Annotated in this window: 24 protein-coding genes and 1 pseudogene; 15 read left to right on the top strand and 10 right to left on the bottom strand. The window is 67.8% G+C overall.

Going from position 1 to position 25,006, the window contains the following annotated elements:
* The first annotated feature begins 61 nt into the window (after nt 1-61).
* Together L1Z78_RS16875 and L1Z78_RS16870 are read left to right on the top strand one after the other, a co-directional pair.
* Complete coding sequence (locus tag L1Z78_RS16875) at nt 62-565, top strand: hypothetical protein (RefSeq protein ID WP_234637543.1); 504 nt, start codon at nt 62-64, stop codon at nt 563-565.
* Between the two features lie 259 nt (nt 566-824).
* Nucleotides 825-1,505, top strand: coding sequence for a YdcF family protein (locus tag L1Z78_RS16870; RefSeq protein ID WP_234637542.1), 681 nt, complete (start codon nt 825-827; stop codon nt 1,503-1,505).
* A gap of 40 nt (nt 1,506-1,545) precedes the next feature.
* On the opposite strand, the gene L1Z78_RS16865 is transcribed toward L1Z78_RS16870, so the two are convergent.
* The 6 genes from L1Z78_RS16865 to L1Z78_RS16840 all read right to left on the bottom strand — a co-directional run bounded on the left by L1Z78_RS16865 (nt 1,546) and on the right by L1Z78_RS16840 (nt 8,217).
* The gene (locus tag L1Z78_RS16865; protein WP_234637541.1) at nt 1,546-2,739 is read right to left on the bottom strand and encodes an MFS transporter; all 1,194 of its coding nucleotides are present in this window, start codon (nt 2,737-2,739) and stop codon (nt 1,546-1,548) included.
* Nucleotides 2,740-3,078: 339 nt separating this feature from the next.
* The gene (locus tag L1Z78_RS16860) at nt 3,079-3,894 is read right to left on the bottom strand and encodes a hypothetical protein (protein WP_234637540.1); all 816 of its coding nucleotides are present in this window, start codon (nt 3,892-3,894) and stop codon (nt 3,079-3,081) included.
* A gap of 224 nt (nt 3,895-4,118) precedes the next feature.
* A complete protein-coding gene (locus L1Z78_RS16855; RefSeq protein ID WP_234637539.1) occupies nt 4,119-5,441 on the bottom strand; it encodes an MFS transporter in 1,323 nt (440 codons plus the stop codon).
* Nucleotides 5,442-5,486: 45 nt separating this feature from the next.
* The gene (locus L1Z78_RS16850; RefSeq protein WP_234637538.1) at nt 5,487-6,332 is read right to left on the bottom strand and encodes an NAD(P)-dependent oxidoreductase; all 846 of its coding nucleotides are present in this window, start codon (nt 6,330-6,332) and stop codon (nt 5,487-5,489) included.
* Nucleotides 6,333-6,346: 14 nt separating this feature from the next.
* On the bottom strand, nt 6,347-7,348 hold the full coding sequence (locus L1Z78_RS16845) for a transketolase family protein (RefSeq protein ID WP_234637537.1): 1,002 nt from the start codon (nt 7,346-7,348) through the stop codon (nt 6,347-6,349).
* On the bottom strand, nt 7,345-8,217 hold the full coding sequence (locus tag L1Z78_RS16840; RefSeq protein WP_234637536.1) for a transketolase: 873 nt from the start codon (nt 8,215-8,217) through the stop codon (nt 7,345-7,347). The genes L1Z78_RS16845 and L1Z78_RS16840 overlap by 4 nt, the downstream gene beginning before the upstream one ends.
* A gap of 129 nt (nt 8,218-8,346) precedes the next feature.
* Here L1Z78_RS16840 and L1Z78_RS16835 point away from each other — a divergent pair, with 129 nt between their 5' ends.
* Nucleotides 8,347-9,240, top strand: a complete 894-nt coding sequence (locus tag L1Z78_RS16835) for a LysR substrate-binding domain-containing protein (protein WP_234637535.1) — start codon at nt 8,347-8,349, stop codon at nt 9,238-9,240.
* A 3-nt stretch (nt 9,241-9,243) separates the two neighbouring features.
* Here the strand turns inward: L1Z78_RS16835 and L1Z78_RS16830 are convergent, their stop codons facing one another.
* The gene (locus L1Z78_RS16830) at nt 9,244-10,938 is read right to left on the bottom strand and encodes a TerD family protein (protein ID WP_234637534.1); all 1,695 of its coding nucleotides are present in this window, start codon (nt 10,936-10,938) and stop codon (nt 9,244-9,246) included.
* A 71-nt stretch (nt 10,939-11,009) separates the two neighbouring features.
* Here L1Z78_RS16830 and L1Z78_RS16825 point away from each other — a divergent pair, with 71 nt between their 5' ends.
* The 5 genes from L1Z78_RS16825 (at nt 11,010) to L1Z78_RS16805 (ending at nt 15,896) form a co-directional block, all read left to right on the top strand.
* Nucleotides 11,010-11,312, top strand: coding sequence for a hypothetical protein (locus tag L1Z78_RS16825; protein WP_234637533.1), 303 nt, complete (start codon nt 11,010-11,012; stop codon nt 11,310-11,312).
* A 281-nt stretch (nt 11,313-11,593) separates the two neighbouring features.
* A complete protein-coding gene (locus L1Z78_RS16820) occupies nt 11,594-12,184 on the top strand; it encodes an SMI1/KNR4 family protein (protein WP_234637532.1) in 591 nt (196 codons plus the stop codon).
* 93 nt (nt 12,185-12,277) lie between these two features.
* Nucleotides 12,278-13,747, top strand: a complete 1,470-nt coding sequence (locus tag L1Z78_RS16815; protein ID WP_234637531.1) for a hypothetical protein — start codon at nt 12,278-12,280, stop codon at nt 13,745-13,747.
* A 39-nt stretch (nt 13,748-13,786) separates the two neighbouring features.
* Nucleotides 13,787-14,386 (top strand): SMI1/KNR4 family protein, encoded by a 600-nt coding sequence (locus tag L1Z78_RS16810; RefSeq protein ID WP_234637530.1) that lies wholly within the window; start codon nt 13,787-13,789, stop codon nt 14,384-14,386.
* 175 nt (nt 14,387-14,561) lie between these two features.
* The gene (locus tag L1Z78_RS16805; protein WP_234637529.1) at nt 14,562-15,896 is read left to right on the top strand and encodes a M16 family metallopeptidase; all 1,335 of its coding nucleotides are present in this window, start codon (nt 14,562-14,564) and stop codon (nt 15,894-15,896) included.
* A gap of 60 nt (nt 15,897-15,956) precedes the next feature.
* Here the strand turns inward: L1Z78_RS16805 and L1Z78_RS16800 are convergent, their stop codons facing one another.
* The 3 genes and pseudogenes from L1Z78_RS16800 to L1Z78_RS27975 form a co-directional block, all read right to left on the bottom strand.
* Entirely contained in the window at nt 15,957-16,907 is a 951-nt protein-coding gene (locus L1Z78_RS16800; RefSeq protein WP_234637528.1) for a LysR family transcriptional regulator, read from the bottom strand.
* Between the two features lie 127 nt (nt 16,908-17,034).
* Nucleotides 17,035-17,568, bottom strand: a complete 534-nt coding sequence (locus tag L1Z78_RS27980; RefSeq protein WP_267966980.1) for a branched-chain amino acid ABC transporter substrate-binding protein — start codon at nt 17,566-17,568, stop codon at nt 17,035-17,037.
* 76 nt (nt 17,569-17,644) lie between these two features.
* Nucleotides 17,645-18,226 (bottom strand): annotated as a pseudogene (locus L1Z78_RS27975) (ABC transporter substrate-binding protein); the annotation flags it as partial.
* A 246-nt stretch (nt 18,227-18,472) separates the two neighbouring features.
* Between L1Z78_RS27975 and L1Z78_RS16790 the strand changes: the two are divergent.
* From L1Z78_RS16790 to L1Z78_RS16760, 7 genes are all read left to right on the top strand, one after another.
* Nucleotides 18,473-19,390, top strand: a complete 918-nt coding sequence (locus L1Z78_RS16790; protein WP_234637527.1) for a branched-chain amino acid ABC transporter permease — start codon at nt 18,473-18,475, stop codon at nt 19,388-19,390.
* Nucleotides 19,390-20,571: a branched-chain amino acid ABC transporter permease gene (locus L1Z78_RS16785; RefSeq protein WP_234637526.1), complete on the top strand. Its 1,182-nt coding sequence runs from the start codon at nt 19,390-19,392 to the stop codon at nt 20,569-20,571. The genes L1Z78_RS16790 and L1Z78_RS16785 overlap by 1 nt, the downstream gene beginning before the upstream one ends.
* Nucleotides 20,561-21,388, top strand: coding sequence for an ABC transporter ATP-binding protein (locus L1Z78_RS16780; RefSeq protein WP_234637525.1), 828 nt, complete (start codon nt 20,561-20,563; stop codon nt 21,386-21,388). The genes L1Z78_RS16785 and L1Z78_RS16780 overlap by 11 nt, the downstream gene beginning before the upstream one ends.
* Nucleotides 21,381-22,079 (top strand): ABC transporter ATP-binding protein, encoded by a 699-nt coding sequence (locus tag L1Z78_RS16775; protein WP_234637524.1) that lies wholly within the window; start codon nt 21,381-21,383, stop codon nt 22,077-22,079. Before L1Z78_RS16780 ends, L1Z78_RS16775 begins: the two co-directional genes overlap by 8 nt.
* A gap of 113 nt (nt 22,080-22,192) precedes the next feature.
* Entirely contained in the window at nt 22,193-23,467 is a 1,275-nt protein-coding gene (locus L1Z78_RS16770) for a flavin-containing monooxygenase (protein WP_234637523.1), read from the top strand.
* Between the two features lie 46 nt (nt 23,468-23,513).
* Nucleotides 23,514-23,948 (top strand): RidA family protein, encoded by a 435-nt coding sequence (locus L1Z78_RS16765; protein WP_234637522.1) that lies wholly within the window; start codon nt 23,514-23,516, stop codon nt 23,946-23,948.
* Between the two features lie 26 nt (nt 23,949-23,974).
* Nucleotides 23,975-24,652, top strand: a complete 678-nt coding sequence (locus L1Z78_RS16760; protein WP_234637521.1) for a DUF1028 domain-containing protein — start codon at nt 23,975-23,977, stop codon at nt 24,650-24,652.
* Nucleotides 24,653-25,006 lie beyond the last annotated feature (354 nt).

The raw sequence follows: 25,006 nt of genomic DNA, 5'->3' as shown, positions 1-25,006 counted from the left end.
GTCAGTCTGGCACACGCACGCCACAGGAGAAACAAAGGCAAAGGACTTCTTCAGCGCTGGGTTGGCGTTGTTCGAGATGCGGGTTACCGAAAAATTGCAGTTCAACGTCGCCGAAAATTGCGCTACTAAGGGGGACATGGAGCGCCATGTGGAATGGCTCAAGGGGCTGTTTTCGGGATGGATCGGAGGCCGGATGTTGAGCGACCCCAAGTCGAGGGAATACCTGCTGGCTGAGAACAAAGAGCTTGTGAAATCGCTCGACCGAGTAAAGACGGAGAAGTCCTCCGTCGAACTGGAACTTGAGAAGGCTAAGGTCGATATCTTGGAAGTGCGCGGAAACTTGACCACCGAACGTCGGACCAGTACAGAGCACCAAGCGGAGGTCAACAAGCTAAAGGAAGTGGTAGTGCAAAAGAACCAAAAGCTTCGGGAGACAAACACAGAGAAAGCCCAGCTTACGGAAGCCAACGCAGCTGCGACGAAGAGCTTGTTCCTTTGGCGCCTAGCGACCTCCGCGCTGGTGTTACTCACCATGATGCTGCTTTGGCTCCTGTTCGCCTTTTGAGCCTGCTGAGGGCATGACCAACCTTCCACCAGACGCAGTCCAGTCTGAAGTCATTCCACCGTTAGGCCATGGGGGCGTGCATCGTCAGAAACAGTTGTATGCCCCGCAAGGTGCGGGGGCCGGTGCGTCGCCGGGCCAGGATGCGACAAGGCGTGTATTCCGGTCGATCTCGGTCAGGCGACCCAGCATCTCTGTGCATCCTGCATGGCATGTTCCAAACCGTGTTGAAGACTAGCGGGTGGCGTCGATCTGCGCGACCATGTCGCTGGTGCGCGAAGGTGAGGAGGCTCCGCAAGGCTTCGTGCCGCTACTCAAGGGAGGCGATGGCGGGATGCAAGACAGGTTCGAATCGAGAACGCGGCTGATTGACTACATTGCCCCGCGCACACGCCTGTGCCGCAGCCGGTTTGCCTTGCTCTTTGGCAGCCGGCATGCCCAGCCGCCGCTCGTGGCACGGACTGCCCTCCTGTACCGGATGGGCTATTTCGGGACGCTCATCATCTCAGGCGGACGGACGCAGGGCGGCCGGTTCAGCGAAGCCGAAGAACTGGCGGTCCAGTTGGTGGAGGCCGGCCTTGACCGCCGCGCCATCATTCTGGAGATGGCTTCAAGCAACACCAAGGAGAACATACAGTTTTCGCGCGCGCTGATGCGGGGTGCCGGCATCGACCGGCTGCTGTTGATCGGCAAGATCTACGCCAAGCGGCGCTACGTGATGACGCTGCGCCGCCACTGGCCCGAAATCGCAGAGGTGGCATGCACGGCCGTGAACTATTTCGGCGTCTCCCGGGCCGCCTGGTGGACGCACGCGGAATTGCGCGGGCGCATCTTGTCGGAGCGGCGCAAGATAGAGGCCTACCTGGGCAAGGCCGATCTTCAGGAAGTGGGTGTCGAAGACGGGCGATTCACGCTGGATGCGCTGCGTTCTCCGAGGGCCTAGTTGCCAGTGACGCAGGTGAGGCCCCAAGGCCGGAGGCCGTTCAGGGCTTGCTTTCAGCGCGTGGCCATGCGTGGCTGATCGCTGCAATCAGCACAAAGCCCAGACCCACCATGCACACCCCCGGCCAGCGCCACCCTTGCCAGGCCAGGTAGCCAGCGGCAGACCCCAGCGCGCCGCCCATGAAATAGCACACCATGTAGGCCGTGTTGAGCCGGCTCTTGGCCTGCGGCCGCAGGGCAAACACGCGGGACTGGTTGGCGGTCTGCATGATCTGAAGGCCCGCGTCCAGGGCCACCACGCCCGCCACCAGGCCTGTGATGGATGCGGCGCCGAGCCACAGAACGATGAAGGCGGTGGCCATCAGGGTGATGGCCGCCCAGATCACGGGCAGGGGCCCGTGACGGTCGGTCATCCTGCCGGCCCAGGGCGCGGCCAGTACGCCGACCACGCCGATGAGGGCGAACAGTCCCGCCTCGCGCGCGCCCAGATGCAGAGGCGGTGCGCTCAGCAGCAGCACCAGGGTGGTCCAGAACAGGCTGAAGGCGGCGAACAGCGCTGCGCCCGTCAACGCCGCTTCACGCAGGGGCGCCAGCTCCCGCGCCAATTGCCAGGGCGAGGCGATCAGTGGCCCGTAGGGCAGGGTGACGCCGGGCTGCGTGGGTGGCAGGGTGCGCCAGACCATCGCTGCCATCAGCGCGACGGCGGCGATGGCCACGGCGAACACCATGCGCCAGCCCCACTGTGCGCCGATGAAGCCCGCGAACGCGCGAGCCAGCAAGATGCCCAGCAACAGGCCGCTCATCACCCGGCCGATGGCCCAGCCGCGCTGCTCAGAGGGCACCAGCTCGGCGGCAAAGGGGCCGGCCTGCTGGGCCATGGTGGCGAACAGTCCCAGCAGGAAACTGGCCCCCGTCAGGACGGCCAGCGTGGGGGCCAGGGCGGCGGCCAGCAGCGCGAGGCAGGCGCCGGCCGCCTGCCACACGATGAGGCGACGGCGGTCCATGCGGTCGCCCAGTGGCGAGATCAGCAGCATGCCGGCCGCGAAACCGATCTGCGTGGCCGCGGCCACGGCGCCCACCCAGCCGGCATCGCTGGCGAAGGTGGCGCCGATGCCTGTCAGCAGCGGCTGGTGGTAGTAGATGCTGGAGATGGACACGCCGGCCGTGAAGGCCAGGACGGTCAGTGGGCGGATGGGCGCGGGCGAGGCAGCAGGGGATAGAGGTGTCGTGGGCATGGGCATCAACAGGTCATGCGGACCGTGTGTGCCCTGGGGTGTCGGGCGTGTCCCGCTGCCGTCTGGCGTCATGCAATGGCGCGCATGAATAGAAGTCCTATTCATGGCTCAAGGCGGAGTCGGGGACGCGGCTGATCCAGTCGATAAAGTCAGCGGCGAAGGCGGCCGGGATGGTCCTCAATTTTTCGGCCGGGGCATCGACATCCCAATCGCCGTCCTGATAAGGAGGCAGGCCCGCAGTCTGGATGGCAAACGCGGGGTCGAGGCCCTGGGTGCATCGTAGGTCGTGCCGCATTGCCGGTCAACGGTAGCCGCCGGCCACGGACTGATGCCGCCCCTCTAGCATTGCGCCGGTACCGTGAACCGGACGTAGCTGCGATCGTCGAAAGAGACCTGTCCCGGCTGCATTCCCTTGACCTGGGGATGCTCGTGGATCATCAGCGGATCTTTGCGCAGCAGCTCGTGCAGATAGCTCTCCGTGGCGGCGAGGCTGTCCTTGATCGCGGGATAGCCGTCGGACGCCAGAATCACTTCCCGGCCCGCGCCCACGGGCAGCACGCGCACATATTCGGCGCAGGCTGGAGCGCCGTCCATGATGCCGTAGCCATAAGGCGGTGGCAGCCGGTTTTGCATCTTCGCCTGGTTGCGGATGAAGGGTGCGATCAAGGCCTGTGCCGCATCGCGCTCCAGCAGGGATGCCACCGGCGTGCCCGAGGCAATCAAGGTGTGCAGGTAGGCGCACCGAAGAAAGGTGTAGGCATCGGCATAGGGAATACTGAACTGTTGCAGGTGCCCGTCGATGCCGACCCAGCCGTCTCCCAGCACCCATACTTCGGCGCGACTCACCGAGTACACCAGCATCGAAGCCGTGGGGCGTTCTTCCTGAGCGCGCCAGATCGGCGCCAGGCTTTGAGTGATGCGATAGCTCAAGATACTGAAGAAGTCGCGTGCTTGCAGGTCCGGTGCCATCTCGTGCAGGGCAGCGTCCAGCAGTTCGGCGATGATCCTGCCCGGCCGCTTGCGCTCGCCGTGGTCTGCCAGTGAGGTGGCGCCGTCGATGATGGCAATGTAGTGTTCCGAGACATGCAATACATCTTCACAGCGCTCGGCGCTTTGCTTTCCCACGACCAGGCTTTCAATGACGTTGTGGGACATGGTTCACTCCATCGGTTCGCAGGGTGGCGTTCAGGTTCTTCGCGGTGGCGATGACCGCCTTGATGTGCTCGCCGTGGTCCAGCGCTGCGCTGAGCAATGCACTGTATGAGCCGCAGTGCCAGGAGTTGGTTCCCCCGTAGTAGCTTCCGGCGTGTGCCCAGGAAGCGCCGTGGACCGCGCAGGCGTGAAGCCGCGCGCATCGAGATGCCTGCAACCAGAATGCCTCATGCAGGCAGGGACCCAGAGCCGCGCCGCAACCGAATCACGGATTCCGCCACCGCTGGCGCGGTTTCACGCATCGCGAAGGAACACCAGGTCGACACCACCCCGAGCATCGAGAACAGCACGGCCGGTCCCATCCATCCGACCCACCCATACAGGCCAGTGGCGATCAGGGGCAGCAGGCCGGCGACCAGCGAGGCGCCGTTGTAGCCCAGCGAGATGCCCGACGAGCGGACGTTGGCCGGGAATTGCTCGGAGAACCATGCCGGCTCGACGGCGAAGATGGGGTCATGGCTGAGCAGCAGGGACAGCGAGATGGCCACCACCACCATGACGGCGGCCCCGGTGTTGATCATCAGGAACATCGGGATGCCGAAAAGGATGGTGAAGCATGAGCCCAGCAGGAACACGGGCTTGCGGCCGATCCGGTCGCTCCATGCGCCATAGACCAGGTGGCTCACGAGGCCGAGGGCCGATCCGATCAGCGTGCCGATCAGGACCTGCCTTGTGGTCGAGACCCCCGCGAGCACCACGTAAGACAGCATGAAGCTGGTCGTGAGGTAGTAGCCACCCGTCTCGGCCAGGCGCAGGCCCACGATCTTCGCCACGCTGCGCCAGTCGCTGCGCAGCACTTCGATGGCCGGCTGGCGCACGATCTGCTTCTCCGCCTTCATCTTCTCGAAGTCGGGCGACTCGGCGATGCGTATGCGGATGAAGAAGCCGATGCCCACCATCACGATCGACACGAGGAACGGCGCACGCCAGACCCAGTCGCCTTCGAACAGGTGGCCGGACAGGAGGAAGGCGCCATTCGCCAGCAACAGGCCCAGGGGAATGCCGACCTGCGGCACGGCGCCGAAGAATCCCCGGCGCCTGGGCGGCGCATGCTCGCACGCCATCAGCACCGCGCCGCCCCATTCGGCACCGAAGCCGATCCCCTGCACCATGCGCAACAGGATCAGGAGGATGGGAGCGATGACGCCTGCCTGTGCGTAGGTCGGCAGCGCGCCTATCAGGACGGTCGCCAGGCCCATGGCGAGCAACGACCACAGCAGCACGGACTTGCGGCCCACGCGGTCGCCATAGTGCCCGGCCAGGTAGCCGCCCAGGGGGCGCATCAGAAAGCCCACGGCCATCGTGGCGAAGGAGGCCAGGATGCCGATCAAGGGCACATCGGTCGCGAAGAAGACCTTGCCGAAGTACGCGGCTGCGGCGGTGCCGTAGATGAAGAAGTCGTATGCCTCGACGGCCGATCCGACCATGGACGCAAATGCGACCTTGCCGGACTGGGGCGGCTGGGTGCCAGGGCTGGCGGTGGTGCTCATGGTTTTGTCTCGATGGTTATGGTTATGGTTTGGGGGAGGCGCGGGTCACTGCCAGGTCTCGATCACGCGGCTGTCGTCCCGGGCACCGAGGCCGGCATTGGCGGCGCGCTGAAAGCGGTCATGGGCCTGGGCCAGCAGGGGGACTTCGACTTTGGCGGCCTCGGCGGCCGCCGCCACCAGGCCGCTGTCCTTCACGAAGATGGTGACGGCGCTGGTGACCTCGGCGTCGGTGCCCTGGAGCATGCGCGGGCCGCGGTCACTCAGCATCCAGGAGCCCGCGGCGCCCTTCTCGATGAGGGGCAGGACGGCCGCAGGATCAAGGCCCAGGCCCCGGGCCAGATTCAATGCCTCGGCTGCCGCGACCAGGTGCACGGAACACAGGTGCTGGTTGACCACCTTGATGGCCTGGCCGTCGCCCAGCCGCCCGCCCACATGCAAAGGCGTGCCCATGGCCCGAAGGACAGCATCGGCCCGCTGGATGTCATCCACTTCGCCCGCGGCGAAAAGCACCAGGCTGCCCGTGCGGGCCCGGGCGACGCCGCCGGTCACCGGCGCATCGACCACGCGCGCACCGACCCTGCGCAGGGCCTCGCCCTGTGCACGCACACTGTCCGGGCCTACGGTGGACATGATGATCCAGAGCTGGCCGCCGGCTGCATCGCCCACCTGCCGCACCAGGCTCTCGAGCTGGCCAGGCGTTGCCACCATGACGACCACGACGTCGGCGCGGGGCGCCGCCTGATGTCCGGGGACAGCGGCAAGCCCGTGGTGCTGCGCGTTGTCAAGAGATGCCTGCGACACGTCGACGCCTGTGACGTCGTGGCCGGCCTGCTGGATCCGCAGGGCCATCGGCAAGCCGATGGCGCCGATTCCGATGAATGAGACTTTCATGATCGGCATGTCCTTCAGCCCAGCCAGGCCTTGATCTGGGCCACGATCGACTGTGCGGAAATCCCGTAGCGGTCGTGCAGGGTGGGGAGCGCGCCAGCGTCGAGGAACCGGTCGGGCAGCGCGATCTGGCGGAATGCAGGGTGTACGCCCGCACGCAGCAGCGTGGTGGCCACGGCCTCGCCCAGGCCGCCCACCGTGCTGTGGTTCTCGGCGACCACCACCAGGCGGCCCGGCCGGCGGCATTGCGCCACGATCGTCTCCACGTCCAGCGGCTTGATCGTGGGCACGTGCAGCACGGCGACCTCGGCGGTGCCGTCGGCCATGAGCTCCATGGCCTCCAGTGCCCGCATGGTCAGGATGCCCGAGGAGATGATCAGTACATCCTTTCCGTCGCGCACAAGCTTGGCTTTGCCCCACTCGAATCGATAGTCGTATTCGTCCAGCACCAGCGGCACCTTGCCACGCAGCAGGCGCATGTAGACCGGTCCGCGGTGCTGCGCCATCGCGGCCACCGCCTGTTCGGTGTCCAGCGCATCGCAGGGGTCGATCACGGTCATCCCGGGGATGGCGCGCATGAGCGCAAGGTCTTCGGTCGCCTGATGGCTGGGGCCATAGCCGGTGGTGAGTCCGGGCAATGCCGCGCAGATCTTCACGTCGAGGTTCTCTTCGGCGATCACCTGGTGAATGAAGTCGTAGGCGCGCCGGGTGGCAAACACGGCATAGGTCGTCGCGAAGGGGGTCAGGCCGGTCTTCGCCATGCCGCCTGCGGCCCCCATCAGCAACTGCTCGGCCATGCCCATCTGGAAGAAGCGCTGCGGATGGGCCTGCTGGAAAATGTGCAGGTCGGTGTACTTGGACAGGTCGGCGGTCATGCCCACGATGTCGGGGCGCTCTTCGGCCAGCGCGGCCAAGGCGTGGCCGAACGGCGCGGACCGGGTGCGCTGCCCCTCGCTGGCGATGGACGCGATCATCGCGGAGGTCGTCAGCCGGGGCCTGGGAGTGATGGCGGCATTCATTGCGTGGCTCCTTCTTCGTAGGTGGCGTCGAGCATCCGGATGGCTTGCTGCCACTCGCCCGGCTCCACCCGGATGAAGTGGTTCTTCTCGCGCGATTCGAGGAAAGGCACGCCTTTGCCCATCAAGGTGTCCAGAAGGATGACCCGGGGCACCGGCCGGGTCAGCGCGCGGGCCTCGTCGAAGGCATGGACCACGGCGCCGAGGTCGTTGCCGTTGATGCGCCGCACGTGCCAACCGAAGGAGGCCCACTTGTCCGCCAGGGGCTCGAAGCCGAGCACCTCATGCGAGTGGCCGTCGGCCTGCTGGCGATTGACGTCCACCAGCGTGATCAGGTTGCCCAGCTGGTGATGTGCCGCGGACATGGCGGCCTCCCAGGTCGAGCCCTCGTCGAGTTCGCCGTCGGACATCGAGTTGTAGACAAAGGCAGGGTTGCCCTGAAGCCGCAGGCCCAAGGCGATGCCGACGGCGATCGGCAGGCCCTGGCCCAAGGATCCGCCCGATATCTCCATGCCCGGGGTGTACGTGGCCATGCCGGACATGGGCAGGCGGCTGTCGTCGCAGCCATAGCTCTCGAGTTCGTCCTCGGGCAGTACGCCAGCCTCCAGAAGTGCCGCGTACAACGCAATGGCGTAGTGCCCGTGCGAGAGCAGAAAGCGATCGCGGCCAGGCCATTCAGGCTGGTCAGGGCGCAGGTTCATTGCGTGGCAGTACGCGGTGGCCAGCACGTCGGCCATGCCGAGGGCCTGGCCGATGTAGCCCTGGCCCTGCACCTCGCCCATGCGCAGCGCGAAGCGCCGGATGCGATAGGCGTGGTGGGCGAGCTTGGCCAGCAGGCTCTCGGTTGGCGGTGAATGGGCAGTACTCGTCATCGTCTCCGTCCGTCCTAGGGTTATCATGGATGCACTGATTTCATGAATCAGTTGCGCAATGGACTGTATGGCGACAAAAATGTAGTGACAAACGAAAACATTGCAGCTATTCATGATTGAAATTCACGCATGAAAGTCCCGGCCTCGTTGCCCTTGCCCTATCTGCGCGTCTTTGAGGCGGCCGGGCGGACTTCGTCTTTTGCCCTGGCCGCGAATGAGGTGGGGCTGTCACCCAGCGCCGTGAGCCACTCCATCCGCAAGCTGGAGGATCGGCTGGGCCATCGCCTCTTTCAGCGCAGCACGCGCGAAGTGCGTCTGACGCGCGAAGGCGCGATTCTTCTGGAGCATGTCCAGCGCGGGCTGGAGGAGATGCGCCGGGGCATGTCCCTGATCGCGCTGGACGAGCCGAGTCCGCTGAACGTCCACACGGCGCCGAGCTTTGCCACGCAGTGGCTGCTGCCCAGGCTGGCGAGTTTTCTCGAGGCCAATCCGCTGATCGATCTGCGCATCTCGGCGAGCACGGAGTACGCGCGCTTCGAGCAGGACGACTTCGATCTGGACATCGTCTACGGTGAGCCGGCCGCATCCCCGTACGAGAAGGTTCCGCTCGCCGTGGAGCGGCTGATGCCGTTGTGCACACCTGCGATCGCCGCAACGATCCAGGTGCCGGAAGATCTGCTGAACCACAAGCTGATCCAGTGCGATGTCCAGCTGTTGCAGTGGAAGGGCTGGTTCGACGCCAACGGCCTTCGCCCCCCGACCCAGTACGGGCTGCGGTTCGACCGCAGCTCCATGGCCATCGCCGCGGCCGTCGACGGGCTCGGCGTGGTGCTGGAGTCCAACCTGCTGGGTGACAGAGAGCTCAGGAGCGGCGCCCTGGTCAATCCGCTTCAGGGCAAGACCCAGGAGGTGAAGTACGTCGGGCATCATCTGGTCTACCCCAAGCGTCTTCACCACCATGCCGCCTTCGAGTCTTTCAAGGCCTGGCTTCTCGGATCGCTCTCGGAGGCTGAATCGTTCTGAGCCTCACAGAAACCGCGCGCGGATCACATCCACCTCCAGCGGGGTCACCCCCTGGTGAGGGGCGAACACGGTCTGCGCCTGCCCTGCCTCGTCCACGCGTTCACCGCGTGCGCGCGCATGCAGGTCGAACAGGGTTTCCAGATCGGGGCGGGGGGTGTGCACCAGGGCCCGCATCATCAGGGAGACGCCACTGAGGTTGTTGCGGACGTTGTTCCAGCGCGGTGCCGCGGTGAGGCCCAGGTCGGCCCAGATCATGCGGCGTTCCTGCAGGTCCATGACGAAGGGCAGGCAGATCTGGGTGTCGGATGCGATGTCGATGCGGTCGACCACGGACCGCGGCTCGAAGGCTTCGCCCGATGCGGTGTCGGCGCGGGCCATCCAGCCGGCGAAGCATTCGGGCAGATCGCAGTATGGCTGTTCGGTGTAGGAGTTGATGGACGTGACGACGTAGCGAATGCCTTTTTCCACGAGGGCGTCGATGTCCAGGTCGATGAACTCCGAGGCGCCCTGGGGCGCATCGACGATGTCGCCGCTGTGGCAGCCGCCGAATGCGGTCAGGTTGTAGTAGGCGACCGTCTGCATGAACACGAAGCGGGTATCGAAGAAGGCGGCGGACAGGTCGATGTCCGTGCGGGAGCGGCCATTCTTCCACCACAGGAACAGGCGGATGAAGCGCGTGTCGGGCAGGGGCAGGCGGCTGCCGCGCACCAGGGTGCGCAGGGATTTCGATGCGGCACGCTGCGCCAGCGGCACCGCGTAGTCGCGCAGCGCGGGGTCGATGAAGCAGGGGCCCAGCGGCGGCAGTCTGGCGAAGCGCGCCATGAGCGCGTCCTCGCAGATCCGGGCCGTGCGGGCCAGCAGCTCGGGCGCCAGGGGGTCGCGCCGGTCCGCGATGCCGTAGATCCTGGCCACGGCGCCCTTGGGCGTGAAGGCCCGCAAGGGCAGGGGGCGCGGCGCCCGTGCCTGGGCCAGCAGTTGCAGCAGGATGGGCGTGGCCACCTGCGCCGCAACCGCCTCGAATGCGTCCAGCACGGCGCCTGCGTCATCCGCCCGGCGCAGGCTCACGTCCAGCCGGCGTGCGAATTCGCCGGGGCGTGATCGCAGCAGCGGGGTGAGGGCGGCGATGTGGCGCCGGGCCAGCAGGGTCTCGACGCGCGAGCCGAACGAGGCCGGCGCGTCATTGCGGCGTGCCGCCGTGAGGGCGGCCAGGGCCTGCGGGTATTTGTCGGCGTAGTCGCCGGGGTGCAGCACTTCGGCCAGGCGCTTCCAGCGCTCGGCATGCCGCATCACGTCCTCCGTGGCATTGGGGGCGCGGTCGAGCAGGCCCAGCAGCAGGCGGCGCGTTCCCCGCTTCATGGCCGTGAAGCGCTTCGATGCGGTCGCCAGCGATATGTCTCCCCCGCTGAGCGCGACGGCCAGCCGGAGCACGTCCGTCGCCGTCTCGATGTGGCGTTGCAGGAAGGCGTCCCGTGGTGCGCCACGGTCCACGTGCAGCAGCAGCGCGCCGCCCACCAGCGCCCGGATTTCCCGCAAGGCGATGGCCTCGGGCAGCAGGCGGAACACATCGCCCCGGTATTGCCGGATGAACCAGACGACATCGGCGGCATCTGCTTCGGACAGCGCGCTGCGCGAGGCGACCAGGGGTTCGAGCAGCGACTCGAACTCCTGCGCGCTGCCCGGCTCGATCACCCGGTGCATGAGCTGGCCCTCCAGCAGCGCGGGGGCGGGCCGTCCTACCCTGGGGCAGGCGCCGGAGCGTCAGGTAGTGCATGACGGCCGTCAGGTACCGCTGCGCCTTGGAGGCGGCCAGCACCTGCTCCGGAAAATCGGGGTACAGCGGCTGGTGGCGCACATGGGCGCCGGTCTGGCGCCGCAGCACGGCGATCACCTCGCGCAACCAGCGCGTGAGCTCCTGTGCCGACAGCTGGCCCAGGCGCTCGATCAGGGGCTGGGACAGCACGCACCGAAAGACCGCGATCTCCTGGACGGCCGAGGCGATCTGGGCCGGCGTGGCGCCCCCCGTGCCCGCAGGGACGTGGACCTTGCCACGGCGGCGCAGGAACAGCTCCTGATTCATGCTTGCTTTCTCCCTGGGCCGCCTTTGTCTTTGAATGGAACGGGCTACGGCCCCGTCTCGGCGGTCGATGTGAAAACGCCTGCAAGATGCAGGCGCGGTGTGGAGAGCGGGACCCCTAGGTAATCAAATGGAGAAGGAAGGTGTCCCATAGCCACGAGATGCATTGTAGTCACGATACTGCTGTTTCATATGGTTACTGAATGACGGTCCTGCTTACCCGCAAGCTGCAGCTTGCGGGCCCATGTGGCCACTGGTCGGCAATCTTGGGAGACGGCAATGAGGGAAATGCGGGAAATGGGGGAGGGGCAAGCAATGGGGGCAATGGAGGCCGCGGGCTCAACGGATTCAACAGGCGCATTGGACGATGTCGATTGCGAGGGCCTCTGGGCCGATGGGCCGTCGGCCGGCGATGGATATACCGAGCCAGCGCCTTCCGAAAAGCTGATTGCCGAAATCGAGTCCGAACTCGGCGTGCGCCTGCCCTCCGCCTATGTGGAGCTGGCAAGGCGGCGCAATGGCGGCCATGTGCGGCGCAGCTGCCATCCGGTCGACGAGCCCACGGGCTGGGCCGATGACCACATCATGATCACCGGCATCTATGCCATTGGCCGCACGGTCGATCAGTCATTGCTGGGCCCTCTGGGATCCACCTTCATGCGCGATGAATGGGGCTATCCGGCCTGGGGCGTGGGGATTGGCGATACGCCGAGTGCCGGGCATGAGCAGCCCATGCTGGACTACCGCGAATGCGGGCCGCAGGGGGAGCCATCGGTCGTCCATGTGGATCAGGAGCGCGATTACCGGGTGACTTTCGTTGCGCCGGATTTCGCCAGCTTCATTCGCGGGCTGGTCAGCGATGCCCCCTGAGCCATGTCCTGCCTGGGGCGGCCGCATGCATGATGGTGCCGGCCCATGGCCCGGACCGATATCTGAACACCACCGTGACCCAGACAGCTTCGCATGACCGAACTCGCCTACGCCTACCTCGCCCCTTCCGGACTCGCCCAGCAGCCGGGCCGGACGGACCTGCACCTGGCCACCAGCGGCGGCATGGCGCCTTCGGGGGCGGTGGTGCATCCGTTTTTCTTTTCGGGCTTCGTGGAGCACCCGGCCGTGGTCACCCAGGCCCTGCTGATGCCGGCGCGCGTGGCGCGCACGCGCTTTTACGTGCCGCCGAACACGCTGGCCGCGGTGCTGCGGTCCGCCGATCCCGTGGTGACTTCAACGCCGCAGGGCCTGCGCTTCGAGTCCTTCAGCGTGTGCTGCGGGGTCTATGCGCGGCTGGACGTGGATGCCTCGGCGCTCGACACCGTGCACTCGGCGGTCGGGGTCACCAATGTCGATGTGAACCCGCCGCTGCGCCAGGCGCTGGCGGGGCTGCGCCCTTCGGAGCCCCTGCACCTGAGCGTGGGAAGCCAGGCGTTGCGCGTGGCCACGCCGGCCGGCGTCGTGGTCGAAGGGAAGGTGCCGTTGCCCAGGCGCTGGCTCAAGGGCTTTGCCGAGACGCAGATGCTCTCGGCGGGCATGGCGCTGCGCCATGATCTGGCGGGGCCTGCGCTGCGCCAGTTCGTGCAGGCGCTGCCACGCAGCTCGGGCATGACGACCGTGATGTGGGCTGCGCGCGCCGCGCGTTCGCTGAGGCTGGCCTCCCAGCCCGCGCCGGGCGCCGTCTGCCTGGCGGGGCCCGAGCGGCTGCGGGTGCTGGAGCCGTTGCTGCGCTTCGCCACGGCGACCGGAGGGGAAATGCCCCGGACCACCGAGCGGATACGCATCGAATGGCGCAGCCGGGGCTCGGATGAGCTCAAGGCCGACGGCTCGCCGCAGTGGGTGTGGCGGGACGCGCGGGTGCATGGCGCACCCATCGCGGCCCCCTCGGCGACACAGCCGGCGCTCATCGCCTCGGGCGAGCTGGCATTCAGCGACGGCCCCGTGGCCAGCGAACTGATCACGGCCGCGCTGGGCCTGGCCCATCCGGCCTCGACCCTGCCGATGGCCGCGGCCGGCGTGGACATCCTCCATGGCGCGCTGGGCGATGATGTCGAATACAGCGCCGCAGGCCTGCTGCGCGCGCAGGCGGTGGAACTGCTGGCCGCTGCCGTGCCTGACCGCCTCGACGCGCCAACGGCGGCCCGGGGCTTTGCCGCATGCGCCCCCGCCGTCGTGCTGACCCGCTGGGCCCAGTCCCTTGCCGATGCCGCCAGCTTGGCGCCCCGGACCGTCATCGCGCTGCTCACCAACCTGCTGCCGCAGCTGGAGCACAAGGCGCGGGGCGCGGGCACACTGGTCACCGTGCTGCTCGATGAATCGCTGCGCCATGCCTGCCCCGCCACCGACGGCAGCCTGCGCGCCTGGCTGTCCGGCTTCACGGGTTCTTCCGCCGCCGCCCGTGCCGCCAAGGCATTGCTGGCGCTGGGCACGTCCGGGCGATGACGCCGGCCTGCCCGTTCCATTTTCATGAGGACTTTTTGCATGACCATTGCCATGACGGCTGAACAATCGCACCAACGCATCTGGGAGATCCTTGACCCTGTGGACTCCACGTGCTTCCAGGTCGTCGCGGCGCCCGCGCCCGGCCCGGGGGCGCTGGCCGCCCTGGAGGCGGCCGCCGGCTTTGCCGTGCCGCCGGCCTACGCGGGCTTCTTTGAGGGCCTGTGCCGGCGCAACAACGGCCTGTGCGTCATGGCGCGCGAAGAAGTCTGGCCGCAGGCACGGGAGTTCGACGTCGGTCCGGCCTGGACCTTCTGGCGTGGCCTGGTGCTGCTGGGCATGGATGCGCCTGAGCTGCCCGACTGGGCCAGCATCTCGGCCCAGCAGCGGCGGCTTGCCGAGTCCGGCCAGACGGGCATCCTGCCCCTGCTCAAGGTGGTGGGCGACGGCAGCCGGGTGTGGGGCATCGACCGGGCGGGCACCCTGGTGGAGACCGGCGACCTGGACGAACCCGTGCCCTTGGACGGCGATCTGCTGGACCTTTATGCCGTGCAGATCGCCGAGCTGGTGCAGCGCCAGAAGGACATGGCGCAGGCTATCGCACGGCGCCAGTCCGGCACCAAGGGGCGGCTGCCCGGCTGACCGCGCCAGGGAGCAGGGGGCGCTGCGCTCCAACTCCCGGCGCCGCCATCCCCGGAGTGCATTCATTGGAGATGATGTTGCGGCAGCGGTGCATGAAGGCCTGCATCCCATGGCGGGGCTTTTGCGCTCCGGGCCAGACTCGGGCCTGACGGTGCCGGCTGCACGACAATAGCCCATGACTCAAGACAAACCCCTGGCGGCAACCGAATTGCAGCATCCTGCCACGGCCCTGCACACTCTCCCGAACGGAGTCCGGCTGCTGGCGCTGCCCATGCCGCACCTGCAGAGCGTCAGCGTGGGCGTGTTCCTGCGCGTGGGCTCCCGCGACGAGAGCCCCGCCAGCAACGGCATCAGCCATGTGCTCGAGCACATGGCGTTCAAGGGCACGCACTCGCGTTCCGTGCAGGCGATCAACCTGGATGCGGAGCGGCTGGGCGCGGAGGTCAACGCCTTCACGGGAAAGGACATCACCGGCTATTTCATGACCGGCCTGGGCCGGCATGCGCAGGCCCTGCTGGAAATGACGGCGGACATCGTGCTGAACAGCGTGTTTCCCGAGCAGGAGTTGCAAAGGGAGCTGGAGGTGATACGGCAGGAGGCCATCGAGTACGAAGAGGACCCCGAGGACAGCGCCGGCGATCTGCTGGACCGCGCCATCTGGGGCGACCACCCCATGGGCATGCCGGTGATCGGCACGGTCGCCAACATCGAAGGCTTCACGCGGCAGGATCTGGTGCGCCATGTGCAAACCCATTACGTGGCAGAAAAGACCGTCGTCGTAGCGGCCGGAAACTTCGATGTCCCGGCCTGGATGGAGCAGGCTGCGCAGCTGTTCGCCGGCATGCCTGCGTCGACCGATCCCGCCGTGGGACTGCCACCCCGGCCCGCAAGCTATGTGGGGCAGGCCCTGGCCCGGCGTTTCACGCAGGTGTCCCAGGTGTTCGTGAACCTGGCCTATCCCCTGGCGTGCGAGCCGGGGCAGGGCGAGCACCCGCTGCGCGCGCGTCTCGTGGCCTCGCTGGCCACCCATCTGCTGGGGGAGGGGATGTCCTCGCCCCTGGTCGATACCGTGCGCGAACGGCTCGGCCTGGCCTATACGGCCTATGCGGCGATGGAGGGCGGCGACGTCTGGTCCCACTTCATCGTGCATGCCGTCACGACACCGGACAAGCTCGAAGCGCTGGTGGCCGCGACAGGCGGCCTGCTGCGCGCCCAGGCGGCCGGCATCGACCCCGTGCATCTGGAACGGGCCAAGAACCAGCTGGCGGTCTCCCGTGTGCGCGCGGGCGAGCGGACCTACGCCACCATGGAGCGGGCCGTAGAGGAGCTCTTTGCCCATGGCAGCGTGACGTCCGTGGCCGAGGCGCTGGCGATGATCGATGGCATTGGCGCAGAGGAGGTGCGAAAGGTCTTCGAGCGCATGCTGGACCACCCTCCTGCGGTGGCCATCACGGGCAAGGGCGCCAATGCCCGGACGGCGCGGCAGCTGGCCGCAGGCCTGGCGGCCTGAGCCGGCCGCGCCAGCAGCGGCGGGGATCTGCCGCCCCTGCAAGGCCGAACAGGTCGCTGCTCAGTCCGCCTCCCCGCGCCCCGGCGCCGTCATCCCCGGGATGTATCCGTTGGAGATGACGCTGCGGCAGCGGTGCATGAAGGCCTGCACCACATGGCGGGGCTTTTGCGCGCTGGCCCAGGCCAGGCCCAGATGCATGGGGCGGTGGCTGCCGGCCAGGTGCAGGTTGGCGATCTTCTTGCCATCCAGTGCATGGCTGTTGCGCGGGCGCACGTTGACCAGGGAATAGCCCACGTCGTTGGCCACCAGGGAGCGCACCACGTCGGGGCTGGCGCTGCGGGCCGCGATCAGTGGCGAAACGCCCGCCTCGCGGAACAGCGACAGGAAGTACTCGCGGCTCAGCGGCAGGTCCAGCAGCACCATGGGCCGGCGCGATAGTTCCTCCAGCGTGGTGCTGTGCTGTCCGGCCAGCGAACTCAGTTCGCTGGCGATGACCCTGGGCGGCAGCTGGGCCAGCGGCTCGAAGCAGATGCCGGAATCGGCCGCCAGCAGGTCATAGGTGATGGCGACGTCGATGCGGGCCGTGTGCAGCATGTGGATCAGGCCCTCCTGATGGTCCTCGACCTGGGTGACCGTGGCCTGGGGATGGGCACGCGCGAAGCCCTGGCACAGCTCGGGGGCGACCATGGCCGCCAGCGTGGTGAAGCAGCCTACGCGCACCGGCCCGCGCACCTCGCCTTGCGCGCTGCGGGCCACGCCATACAAGGCCATGGCCTGGTCGAGCAGGCTGCGGATTTCCCGCAGCACTTCGGCGCCCGTGGGGGTGACCGACAGGCCCTGGGCATGGTGGCGCACGAACAGTGCCACCTGCAGTTCGGCCTCCACCTGGGTGATGGCCGAGGAGATGGAGGAGGGCGATACATGGATGCGGCTGGCGGCCTCGGCGATGGAGCCCGACTCGCCTGCGGCCGCGCAGTATTCCAGTTGTCTGAGGGTCAGTCGTGTCAGCACAGGGCAGGCGCGGGCAGGGCGCAGGAGGGCGGCGAAAGTGAACCGCCATGTAGTTGAACAAGCCGCAGCGGCCCCGCAATCAGGCCCTTCCCCGAAACCCCCCCCCGCCAGCGTGCGCCCGCGCGCTTCACCGGTTGACCCACTGGCCGCCCCTGACCTCGTGCAGCTGCAGCTCCACGGGCACCTGCGTCTGGCCGTTGGCGTCGAAGGTCACGGTGCCGGTCACGCCCTCATGGCGTATGGCGCGGATGGCCTTGGCCACGGCCTGCCGGTCCTTGGTGCCGGCCGTCTTGAGCGATTGCAAGAGGATGCCGGTGGCGTCGTAGGCGTACTTGGTGTACGGGCTCTCGGGGTCGGCATAGCCCTTGGCGGCATAGGCGCGGCGCATGGCATCCAGCCGGGGATTGGTCTGCGCTCTGGGCGTGCCGACGATGGTGCCGTCGGCCGCCGGGCCGGCGATCTGGATGAGCTGCGGGTCGAAGATGCCGCTGATGCCCAGCATGGGCTGCTTCATGCCCAGCTCGGCCATCTGCTTGCGCACGATGCCGGCCTCGGTGATCACGCCGCCGAAGTAGACCGCGTCGGGGTTCAGGCTCTTGATCCTGGTGAGGATGGAGCGGAAGTCCGTGGTGCCCACGGGGTAGCTTTCCTCGGCCACCACGCTGCCTTTTTTCGGCCTTGTAGAAGCTGCCGAACGAGGCCAGGTTGGCGCGTCCGTAGTCGCTGGTGTCGGCAAGGATGGCGATCTTCCTGGCGCCCAGGCCCGTGGCGGCCCAGGTGGCCATTGGCTTGTTCTCGTTGACCAGGGTGGGTGTCACGCGCGTGGTGTTGGCGAAGTTCTGGTCGGTGATCCTGGGGCCGATGGCGCCCCAGACGATGAAGGGCATCTGCACGCGGTTGAACACCGGCAGCGTGGCCAGCGCCACGGGGCTGTTCCAGTGGCCTGTGGCGCCCACCACGTCGCGGTCGTTGACCAGCTTGAGCGCGGCGGACACGCCGGTCTGCGGGTCGGAGGCATCGTCCAGCACCACGCCCTCCACCTTGAACGGCACGCCGGCCGTGGCATTCCACTGGTCGATGGCCAGCAAAAGCCGTTCCTGGCGCCCAGGCCCTGCTGCGCATTGCCGCCGCTGACGGGGCCGATGAAGCCCAGCTTCACGGTGGACTGGGACCAGGCCGCGCGCCGCAGGCCAGCGTGGCGGCGGCCAGCGCCAGGGCGGATGCGGCAAGGCGCCGGCGCGATGGCAGGAGGGCGGTGGTTGTCGTGAAGGCTTGCATGGTCGGTCGGTCCTGTTCAGGTGAAGACGAGGGGCAGCCATGGCGGCCCGGGGGGGGGGGGGCGGCGGGGCGCCACGGTGCATGGCGGGCTGGCCGGCGCTGTCTGGCAACGCCGCCGAATCAATGTATCGCCGCATCTGCCGCGGACTGGATCGCGTTTTCCGAAGCAGCGCCTCGGCAAAAGCGACGCAGGTTTTGCGCGGTTTCTTGCTTCAATGGTTGCGTGACATGGAGACAAGCGAAGCCCCGCCAACCCGGCCGAACCCGACACAAGAGGAACCCTATCGATGCATGACGCGCTGTTCCAGCAACTCATCAACTGGCTGACCCTGGGCTGCATCTACAGCCTGCTTGCCCTGGGTTTCAGCCTGTTGTTCGGCGTGTTGCAGGTCATTCATTTTTCCCATGGCGACGTGGCCCTGGTCGCCCCCTTCATCGCCCTGGCGGCCGTGCAGGCCCTGGCTGCCGCGCTGGGCGGCTCGGCCCCCTGGCTGGTGCTGGGCCTGGCCTGCCTGGTGGCCATTGCGGCCGTGGGAGGGCTGGGCGTGGCCCTGGACCGGCTGGTGATCAGCCGCTTTCGCGATGCGCCGCCGATGATGCCGCTGGTGGCCACCGTGGCGCTGGGCATCGTGATCCGCGAGCTGATCCGCCACCTGTACCCGCAGGGCAGCAACCCGCACGCGTTCCCCGCGATTGCGCAGGGGTCCATTGCGACCCCGTTCGGACCGCTGCCGCTGATCAGCGTGGTCTCGGTGCTGGTGGCCGTGGCGCTGGTGGGCGCGCTGCTCCATGGGCTGCACCACACGCCGATGGGCATGCGCCTGCGCGCCGTGTCGCAGGACCGCGAAACCGCGCGCCTGTTCTCCATTGCGCCGGGGCCGGTGTTTCGCAACACCTTCTTCATCGCCTCGGCCACCGGCGCCGTGGGCGGCATCTTCCTGGCCAGCTATGCGGGCGTGGTGCGCTTTGACTTCGGCGTGCAGGCGGGGCTGATCGGCTTTTCCGCCGCGGTGGTCGGCGGCCTGGGCCGGCTGGGGGGCGCCATCGTCGGCAGCCTGCTCATTGCGGCCATCGAGACCATCGTGCAGGGCTATGTGCCGGGCGGCACCTCGTGCCGGCTGGTGTTCGTGTTCGCGCTGGTGATCCTGGTGCTGATCTTTCGCCCCGCCGGCCTGTTCGGCGTTCAGAAAATGGAGAAGGTGTGATGCAGACAACGACGATACAGGCGCCGCCGCAGGCGGCCCCATGGAGTGCGGGCTCTGCCGCCATCGTGCTGGGCGTGGCCCTGGCGGGCGCGGTGCTGCTGCGCCAATTCCTGCTGGCCGAAAGCTGGATCACGGTGCTGGTGCTGCTGGCCTGCTTTGCCGTGGCCCTGGTCGCGGTGCAAAAGCGCCCGCTGGCGGAAGACCGCATCGTGGCCGCCTTCGGCCAGTGCAGGCCGCTGGCCGTGGGCACGGGCGTGGTGCTGGCCCTGGTGTTTCCGTGGCTGCTGGGTGGTGACAGCTATGCCGTGCACCTGATGATCATCGCCTGCCTGTACGCGGTGCTGGCGCTGGCGCTGAACTTCCAGCTGGGCAGTGCCAACATTCCGAACTTCGCCACCGGCGCGTCCTACGGCATCGGCGCCTATGCCTCGGCCCTGCTGGCCATCCACTTCGGCGTGAGCTTCTGGATCGGCCTGCTGGTGGCCGCCGCCGTGGCCACGGTCTTCGGCTTCTTGCTGGGCCTGCCGTCCATGCGCACCCGCGACAGCTACCAGGCGCTGGTGACGATCGCCTTCGGCATCGTCGTGCACCAGCTGCTGATGAACCTGGAGTGGACGGGCGGCGCCAACGGCCTGGTGGGCATTCCTTCGCCCACCCTGTTCGGCCATTCGTTCAACGACCCCATCACGCTGTGGGGCCACAGCCTGCCGGGCCAGGCCAACTTCTACTACGTGGCCGTCGCCCTGCTGGGGCTGGCCATCGTCTCGGCGCAGCGCCTGCACAGCTCGCGCGTGGGCCTTGCCTGGAATGCCCTGCGCGACGACGAGATCGCCGCGCGCGCCTGCGGCATCCACGTCACCTGGTTCAAGGTCCAGGCCTTTGCGGTGGATGCCTTCCTGGCGGGCTTCGCGGGCACGGTGTATGCGTTCTATGTGAGCTTCATCTCGCCGGACAACTTCACCTTCCTGGTGTCGGTGACCATCATGACGCTGGTGATCGCAGGCGGCATGGACAACACGCTGGGCGTGATCGTCGGCGCCTTCCTGCTGACCATGCTGCCGGAGAAGCTGCGGGCGTTTTCCGACTACCGCATCCTGTTCTACGGCCTGGTGGTGATCGCCTTCCTCATCATCCGCCCGCGCGGCATCTTTCCCCAACGGGTGCGCAACCATGAGCATTGATTCCCCTCCCATCCCCCATGCCACGCCCGCAGGCCCACGGGTCCTGGAAGGGCGCGGCCTGACCATGCGCTTCGGCGGCCTCACGGCGGTGCAGGGCGTGGACATCCACCTGGCGGCGGGCGAGGTGCTGGGCATCATCGGGCCTAACGGCGCGGGCAAGTCCACCTTGCTGAACCTGCTGACCGGCATCTACCAGCCCACCGAGGGCGAGGTGCTGCTGCAAGGCCGCTCGCTCAAGGGCATGGCCGCGCACGACATTGCGGGCGCCGGCATGGCGCGCACCTTCCAGACCAGCCGGCTGTTCGGCTCGCTGAGCGTGCTGGACAACGTGATCATCGGCATGCACGCGCGCACCCGCTGCGGCGTGCTCACCGCGCTGCTGCGCCCGGCCGCCGCGCGCGCCGAGATGAAGCGCTGCGCCGAGCGCGCCTGCGCGCTGCTGCACAGCGTGTCCAGCGACCTGCACCAGCGCCGCAACCTGCTGGCCAGCAGCCTGCCGCAGGCCGACCGCCGCCGACTGGAGATTGCGCGCGCCCTGGCCGCCGAGCCCCGCATCGTGCTGCTGGACGAGCCCTCCAGCGGCATGGACGACCGCGACACCGATGCGCTGATCGCCGACATACAGCGCCTGCGCGAGGCCAACCCGGCGCTGGGTTTCATCATCATCGAGCACGACATGCGGCTCATCGCCACCTTGCCGCAGCGCGTGATGGTGCTGGACCACGGACGCAAGATCGGCGACGACCGCTTCGAGGCCGTGCGCCGGCTGCCGCGCGTGCAGCAAGCCTATCTGGGCAGAAAGGCCAGCCATGCTTGAACTGGACTCCATCAGCACGCGCTATGGCGTGGTCAACATGCTCCACCAGGTCTCGCTGCAGGTGCCCGAGCACAGCATCGTCTGCCTGCTGGGCCCCAACGGCGCGGGCAAGACGACGACCTTCAAGGCGATTGCGGGCCTGCTGCCCGTGCACCACGGCGCCATCCGCGTCATGGGCCAGCCGCTGGCGCGCATGCGCACCGAAGACCTGGCCGGCCTGGGCGTGGGCTTCGTGCCCGAAGGGCGGCGCCTGTTTGCCGGGCTGACCGTGCAGGAGAACCTGAAGATCGGCCACGACGCGCTGCGCCCGCGGCAGGGCTTTGCCCAGGCGCTGGAGCGCGTGGTGGCCCTGTTCCCCCGGGTGGGCGAGCGCCTGTCGCAGGCGGCGGGCACCCTGTCCGGCGGCGAGCAGGCCATGGTGGCGCTGGGCCGGGTGCTCATGGGCGAGCCGCGCCTGGTGGTGATGGACGAGCCCACGCTGGGCCTGTCGCCCAAGCTCATCGAGGAGTACTTCGAGACGGTGCAGCGCATCCACGGACAAGGCATCACCGTGCTGCTCATCGAGCAGAACGCGGAGGCGGCGCTGTCCATCGCCCACACCGGCCATCTTCTGCTCAAGGGCCAGCTGGTGGCCTCGGGCACGGCCAGCGAGCTGCTGGCCAACGACGTGGTCAAGCACCTGTACCTGTAGCGCCGCACGGGCGGCCTTCACCTTCTTCCCCTTTTTGTTGCGGACCCCACCCAGGCAGTCGGCACCGCGCCGATGCGGGGCGGCCTGCGCCTTTTTTTCTGAGAGAGCACACCATGACAGCTGAAATCCAAACCATCGACACGCTCGTGGTCGGTGCCGGGCAGGCCGGCATCGCGGCCAGCGAACACCTGAGCCAGCTTGGCGTGGAGCACCTGGTGCTGGAGCGCCAGCGCATCGCCCAGGCCTGGCGCACCGGGCGCTGGGATTCGCTGGTGGCCAACGGGCCGGCCTGGCATGACCGCTTTCCGGGCCTGCAGTTCCAGGGCGACCGCGACGGCTTTCCCGGCAAGGACGAGGTGGCCGACTACTTCGAGGACTATGCACGCCAGATCCAGGCGCCCGTGCGCACCGGCGTGGAGGTCAGGAAGGTCACGCGCAACCAGGGCCGGCCGGGCTTCACGGTGCAGACGTCCGAGGGCGTGATCGAGGCGCGCAGCGTGATCGCGGCCACGGGGCCGTTCCAGGTGCCGGTGATCCCGCCGATAGCGCCAGCCACTCCTGCCGATGGCAGCCTGCTGCAGATCCATTCCGCCCACTACCAACGCCCCGCGCAGCTGCCCGAAGGGGCCGTGCTGGTGGTGGGCGCAGGCTCCTCGGGCGTGCAGATCGCCGACGAGCTGCAGCGCGCGGGCCGCAAGGTGTTTCTCTCGGTAGGTGCCCATGACCGGCCGCCGCGCGCCTATCGCGGCCGGGATTTCTGCTGGTGGCTGGGCGTGCTGGGCGAATGGGATGCGGCCGTGGCCCAGCCCGGCCGCGAGCATGTGACCATTGCCGTCAGTGGCGCGCGCGGCGGCCATACCGTGGACTTTCGTGCGCTGGGCCACCAGGGCATCACGCTGGTGGGGCTGACCGAATCCTTTGCCGGCGGCAAGGTGCGCTTCAGGGACGACCTGGCCGAGAACATCGCCAACGGCGACGCCAACCACCTGGCCATGCTCGATGCGGCCGACGACTACATCCGCCGCAACGGCCTGGACCTGCCCGAGGAGCCCGAGGCGCGCTGGTGCCTGCCCGATCCCGAATGCCTGCGCCAGCCCCTGCGCGACCTCGACCTGGCCGCAGCGGGCATCACCTCCATCATCTGGGCCACGGGCTACCGGGTGGACTTCAGTTGGCTGCAGGTGGACAGCTTCGAGCCCGGCGGCAAGCCCCGGCACCACCGCGGCGTGGGCCATGAGCCGGGCATCTACTTCCTGGGCCTGCCCTGGCTGTCGCGCCGGGGCTCGTCCTTCATCTGGGGCGTGTGGCATGACGCCAAGTTCGTGGCCGACCACATCGCCAAGCAGCGCCGCTACAGCGACTACGACGCCGCCGCCCGCAGCAAGTGACACGCTCTGAGACACCTTCCCATCCATCCCCTTCAGGAGCCAGACCATGCCCACCCATACCCGCATCCGCATGTTCAACACCAAGGACACCTATCCCGACCAGTCGCTGGACAACGACCTGTGCCAGGCCGTGCGCGCCGGCAACACCGTCTATGTGCGCGGCCAGATCGGCACCGATTTCGAGGGCAATCTGGTCGGCCTGGGCGATCCGCAAAAGCAGGCCGAGCAGGCCATGAAGAACGTCAAGCAGCTGCTGGAGGAGGCGGGCAGCGACCTCTCGCACATCGTCAAGACCACCACCTACATCATCGACCCGCGCTACCGCGAGCCCGTCTACCGGGAAGTGGGCCAATGGCTCAAGGGCGTGTTCCCCATCTCCACGGGGCTGTGCGTCTCGGCCCTGGGGCAGCCGCAGTGGCTGATGGAGATCGACGTGATCGCGGTGATTCCCGAGGGCTGGCAGCCGCCGGCCCGGGCCTGAAGTTCGAATCGGCAGGAGGCAGGATCATGACCTTTTCCATCGTCGGACGCTGTGGGCGCACCGGACAACTGGGCGTGGCCATCAGTTCTTCCAGCATCGCCGTGGGCGCGCGCTGCCCCTGGGTGCGCGCGGGCGTGGGCGTGGTGTCCACGCAGAACATCACGCTGCCCGCCCTGGGCCCGCGCGTGCTGGACCGGCTGGAGCAGGGCGCCGACCCCCAGGCCGCGCTGCTCCAGGCGCTGGACGACGGCAGCTGGCCGCAGTACCGCCAGGTCACCGTGGTGGACGCGCAGGGCCGCACCGGCGTCTTCAGCGGCAGCCAGGCCCTGGGCATCTTCACCAGCGCCGTGGGGCGGCAATGCGTGGCGGCCGGCAACCTGCTGGCCAGCGAACGCACCATCGATGCCATGGTGCCCGCCTTTGAAGAGCGCGCCGACCTGCCGCTGGCCGAGCGCCTGCTGGCCGCCCTGCAGGCCGCCATGGCAGCGGGCGGCGAGGCCGGCCCCGTGCATTCCGCCGCCCTCAAGATCGCGGGCGAGCACGCCTGGCCCATCGCCGACCTGCGCGTGGACTGGTCCGAGCACGATCCCATTGGCGAACTCCAGGACCTCTGGTCCGCCTATGCGCCGCAGATGCAGGACTACCAGACGCGGGCCGTCGATCCCAGGACAGCGCCCAGTTATGCGGTGCCTGGCGACGAATGAGCATGCCGCGCATGCGGGCATGGCGCTGCACTGCCTTTTGTGCCATCTGTTGTCATTGATGTGACGGGCCTTGCCTGCAGGCGGCATGGCCCGTCTATCGAATCGGAGTGAAGTCACCCCAATGCCCATGGGCGCAGGGGACACCGGAAATGATCTCGACAGTCTCCGGCGCCCTGGTCCGCGGGCCGACGATGGATACGCCGGGACGGGCTGGCCCTTTCCCGGACCTTTCCTGGACCTTTCCCGGACCATTTTCGGCAAGCCACGGGGCATGGTCTTTGTCTGTCGGCGCAACCAAGGCGCGCGGCGCAGCCATCCAGCCGGAAAACGGGCCCTGGCGGCCGCAGACTGGAG

The organism is Delftia tsuruhatensis (assembly GCF_903815225.1).
Classification (GTDB): domain Bacteria; phylum Pseudomonadota; class Gammaproteobacteria; order Burkholderiales; family Burkholderiaceae_C; genus Comamonas; species Comamonas tsuruhatensis_A.
This window is presented reverse-complemented; position numbering and strand designations above follow the sequence as displayed.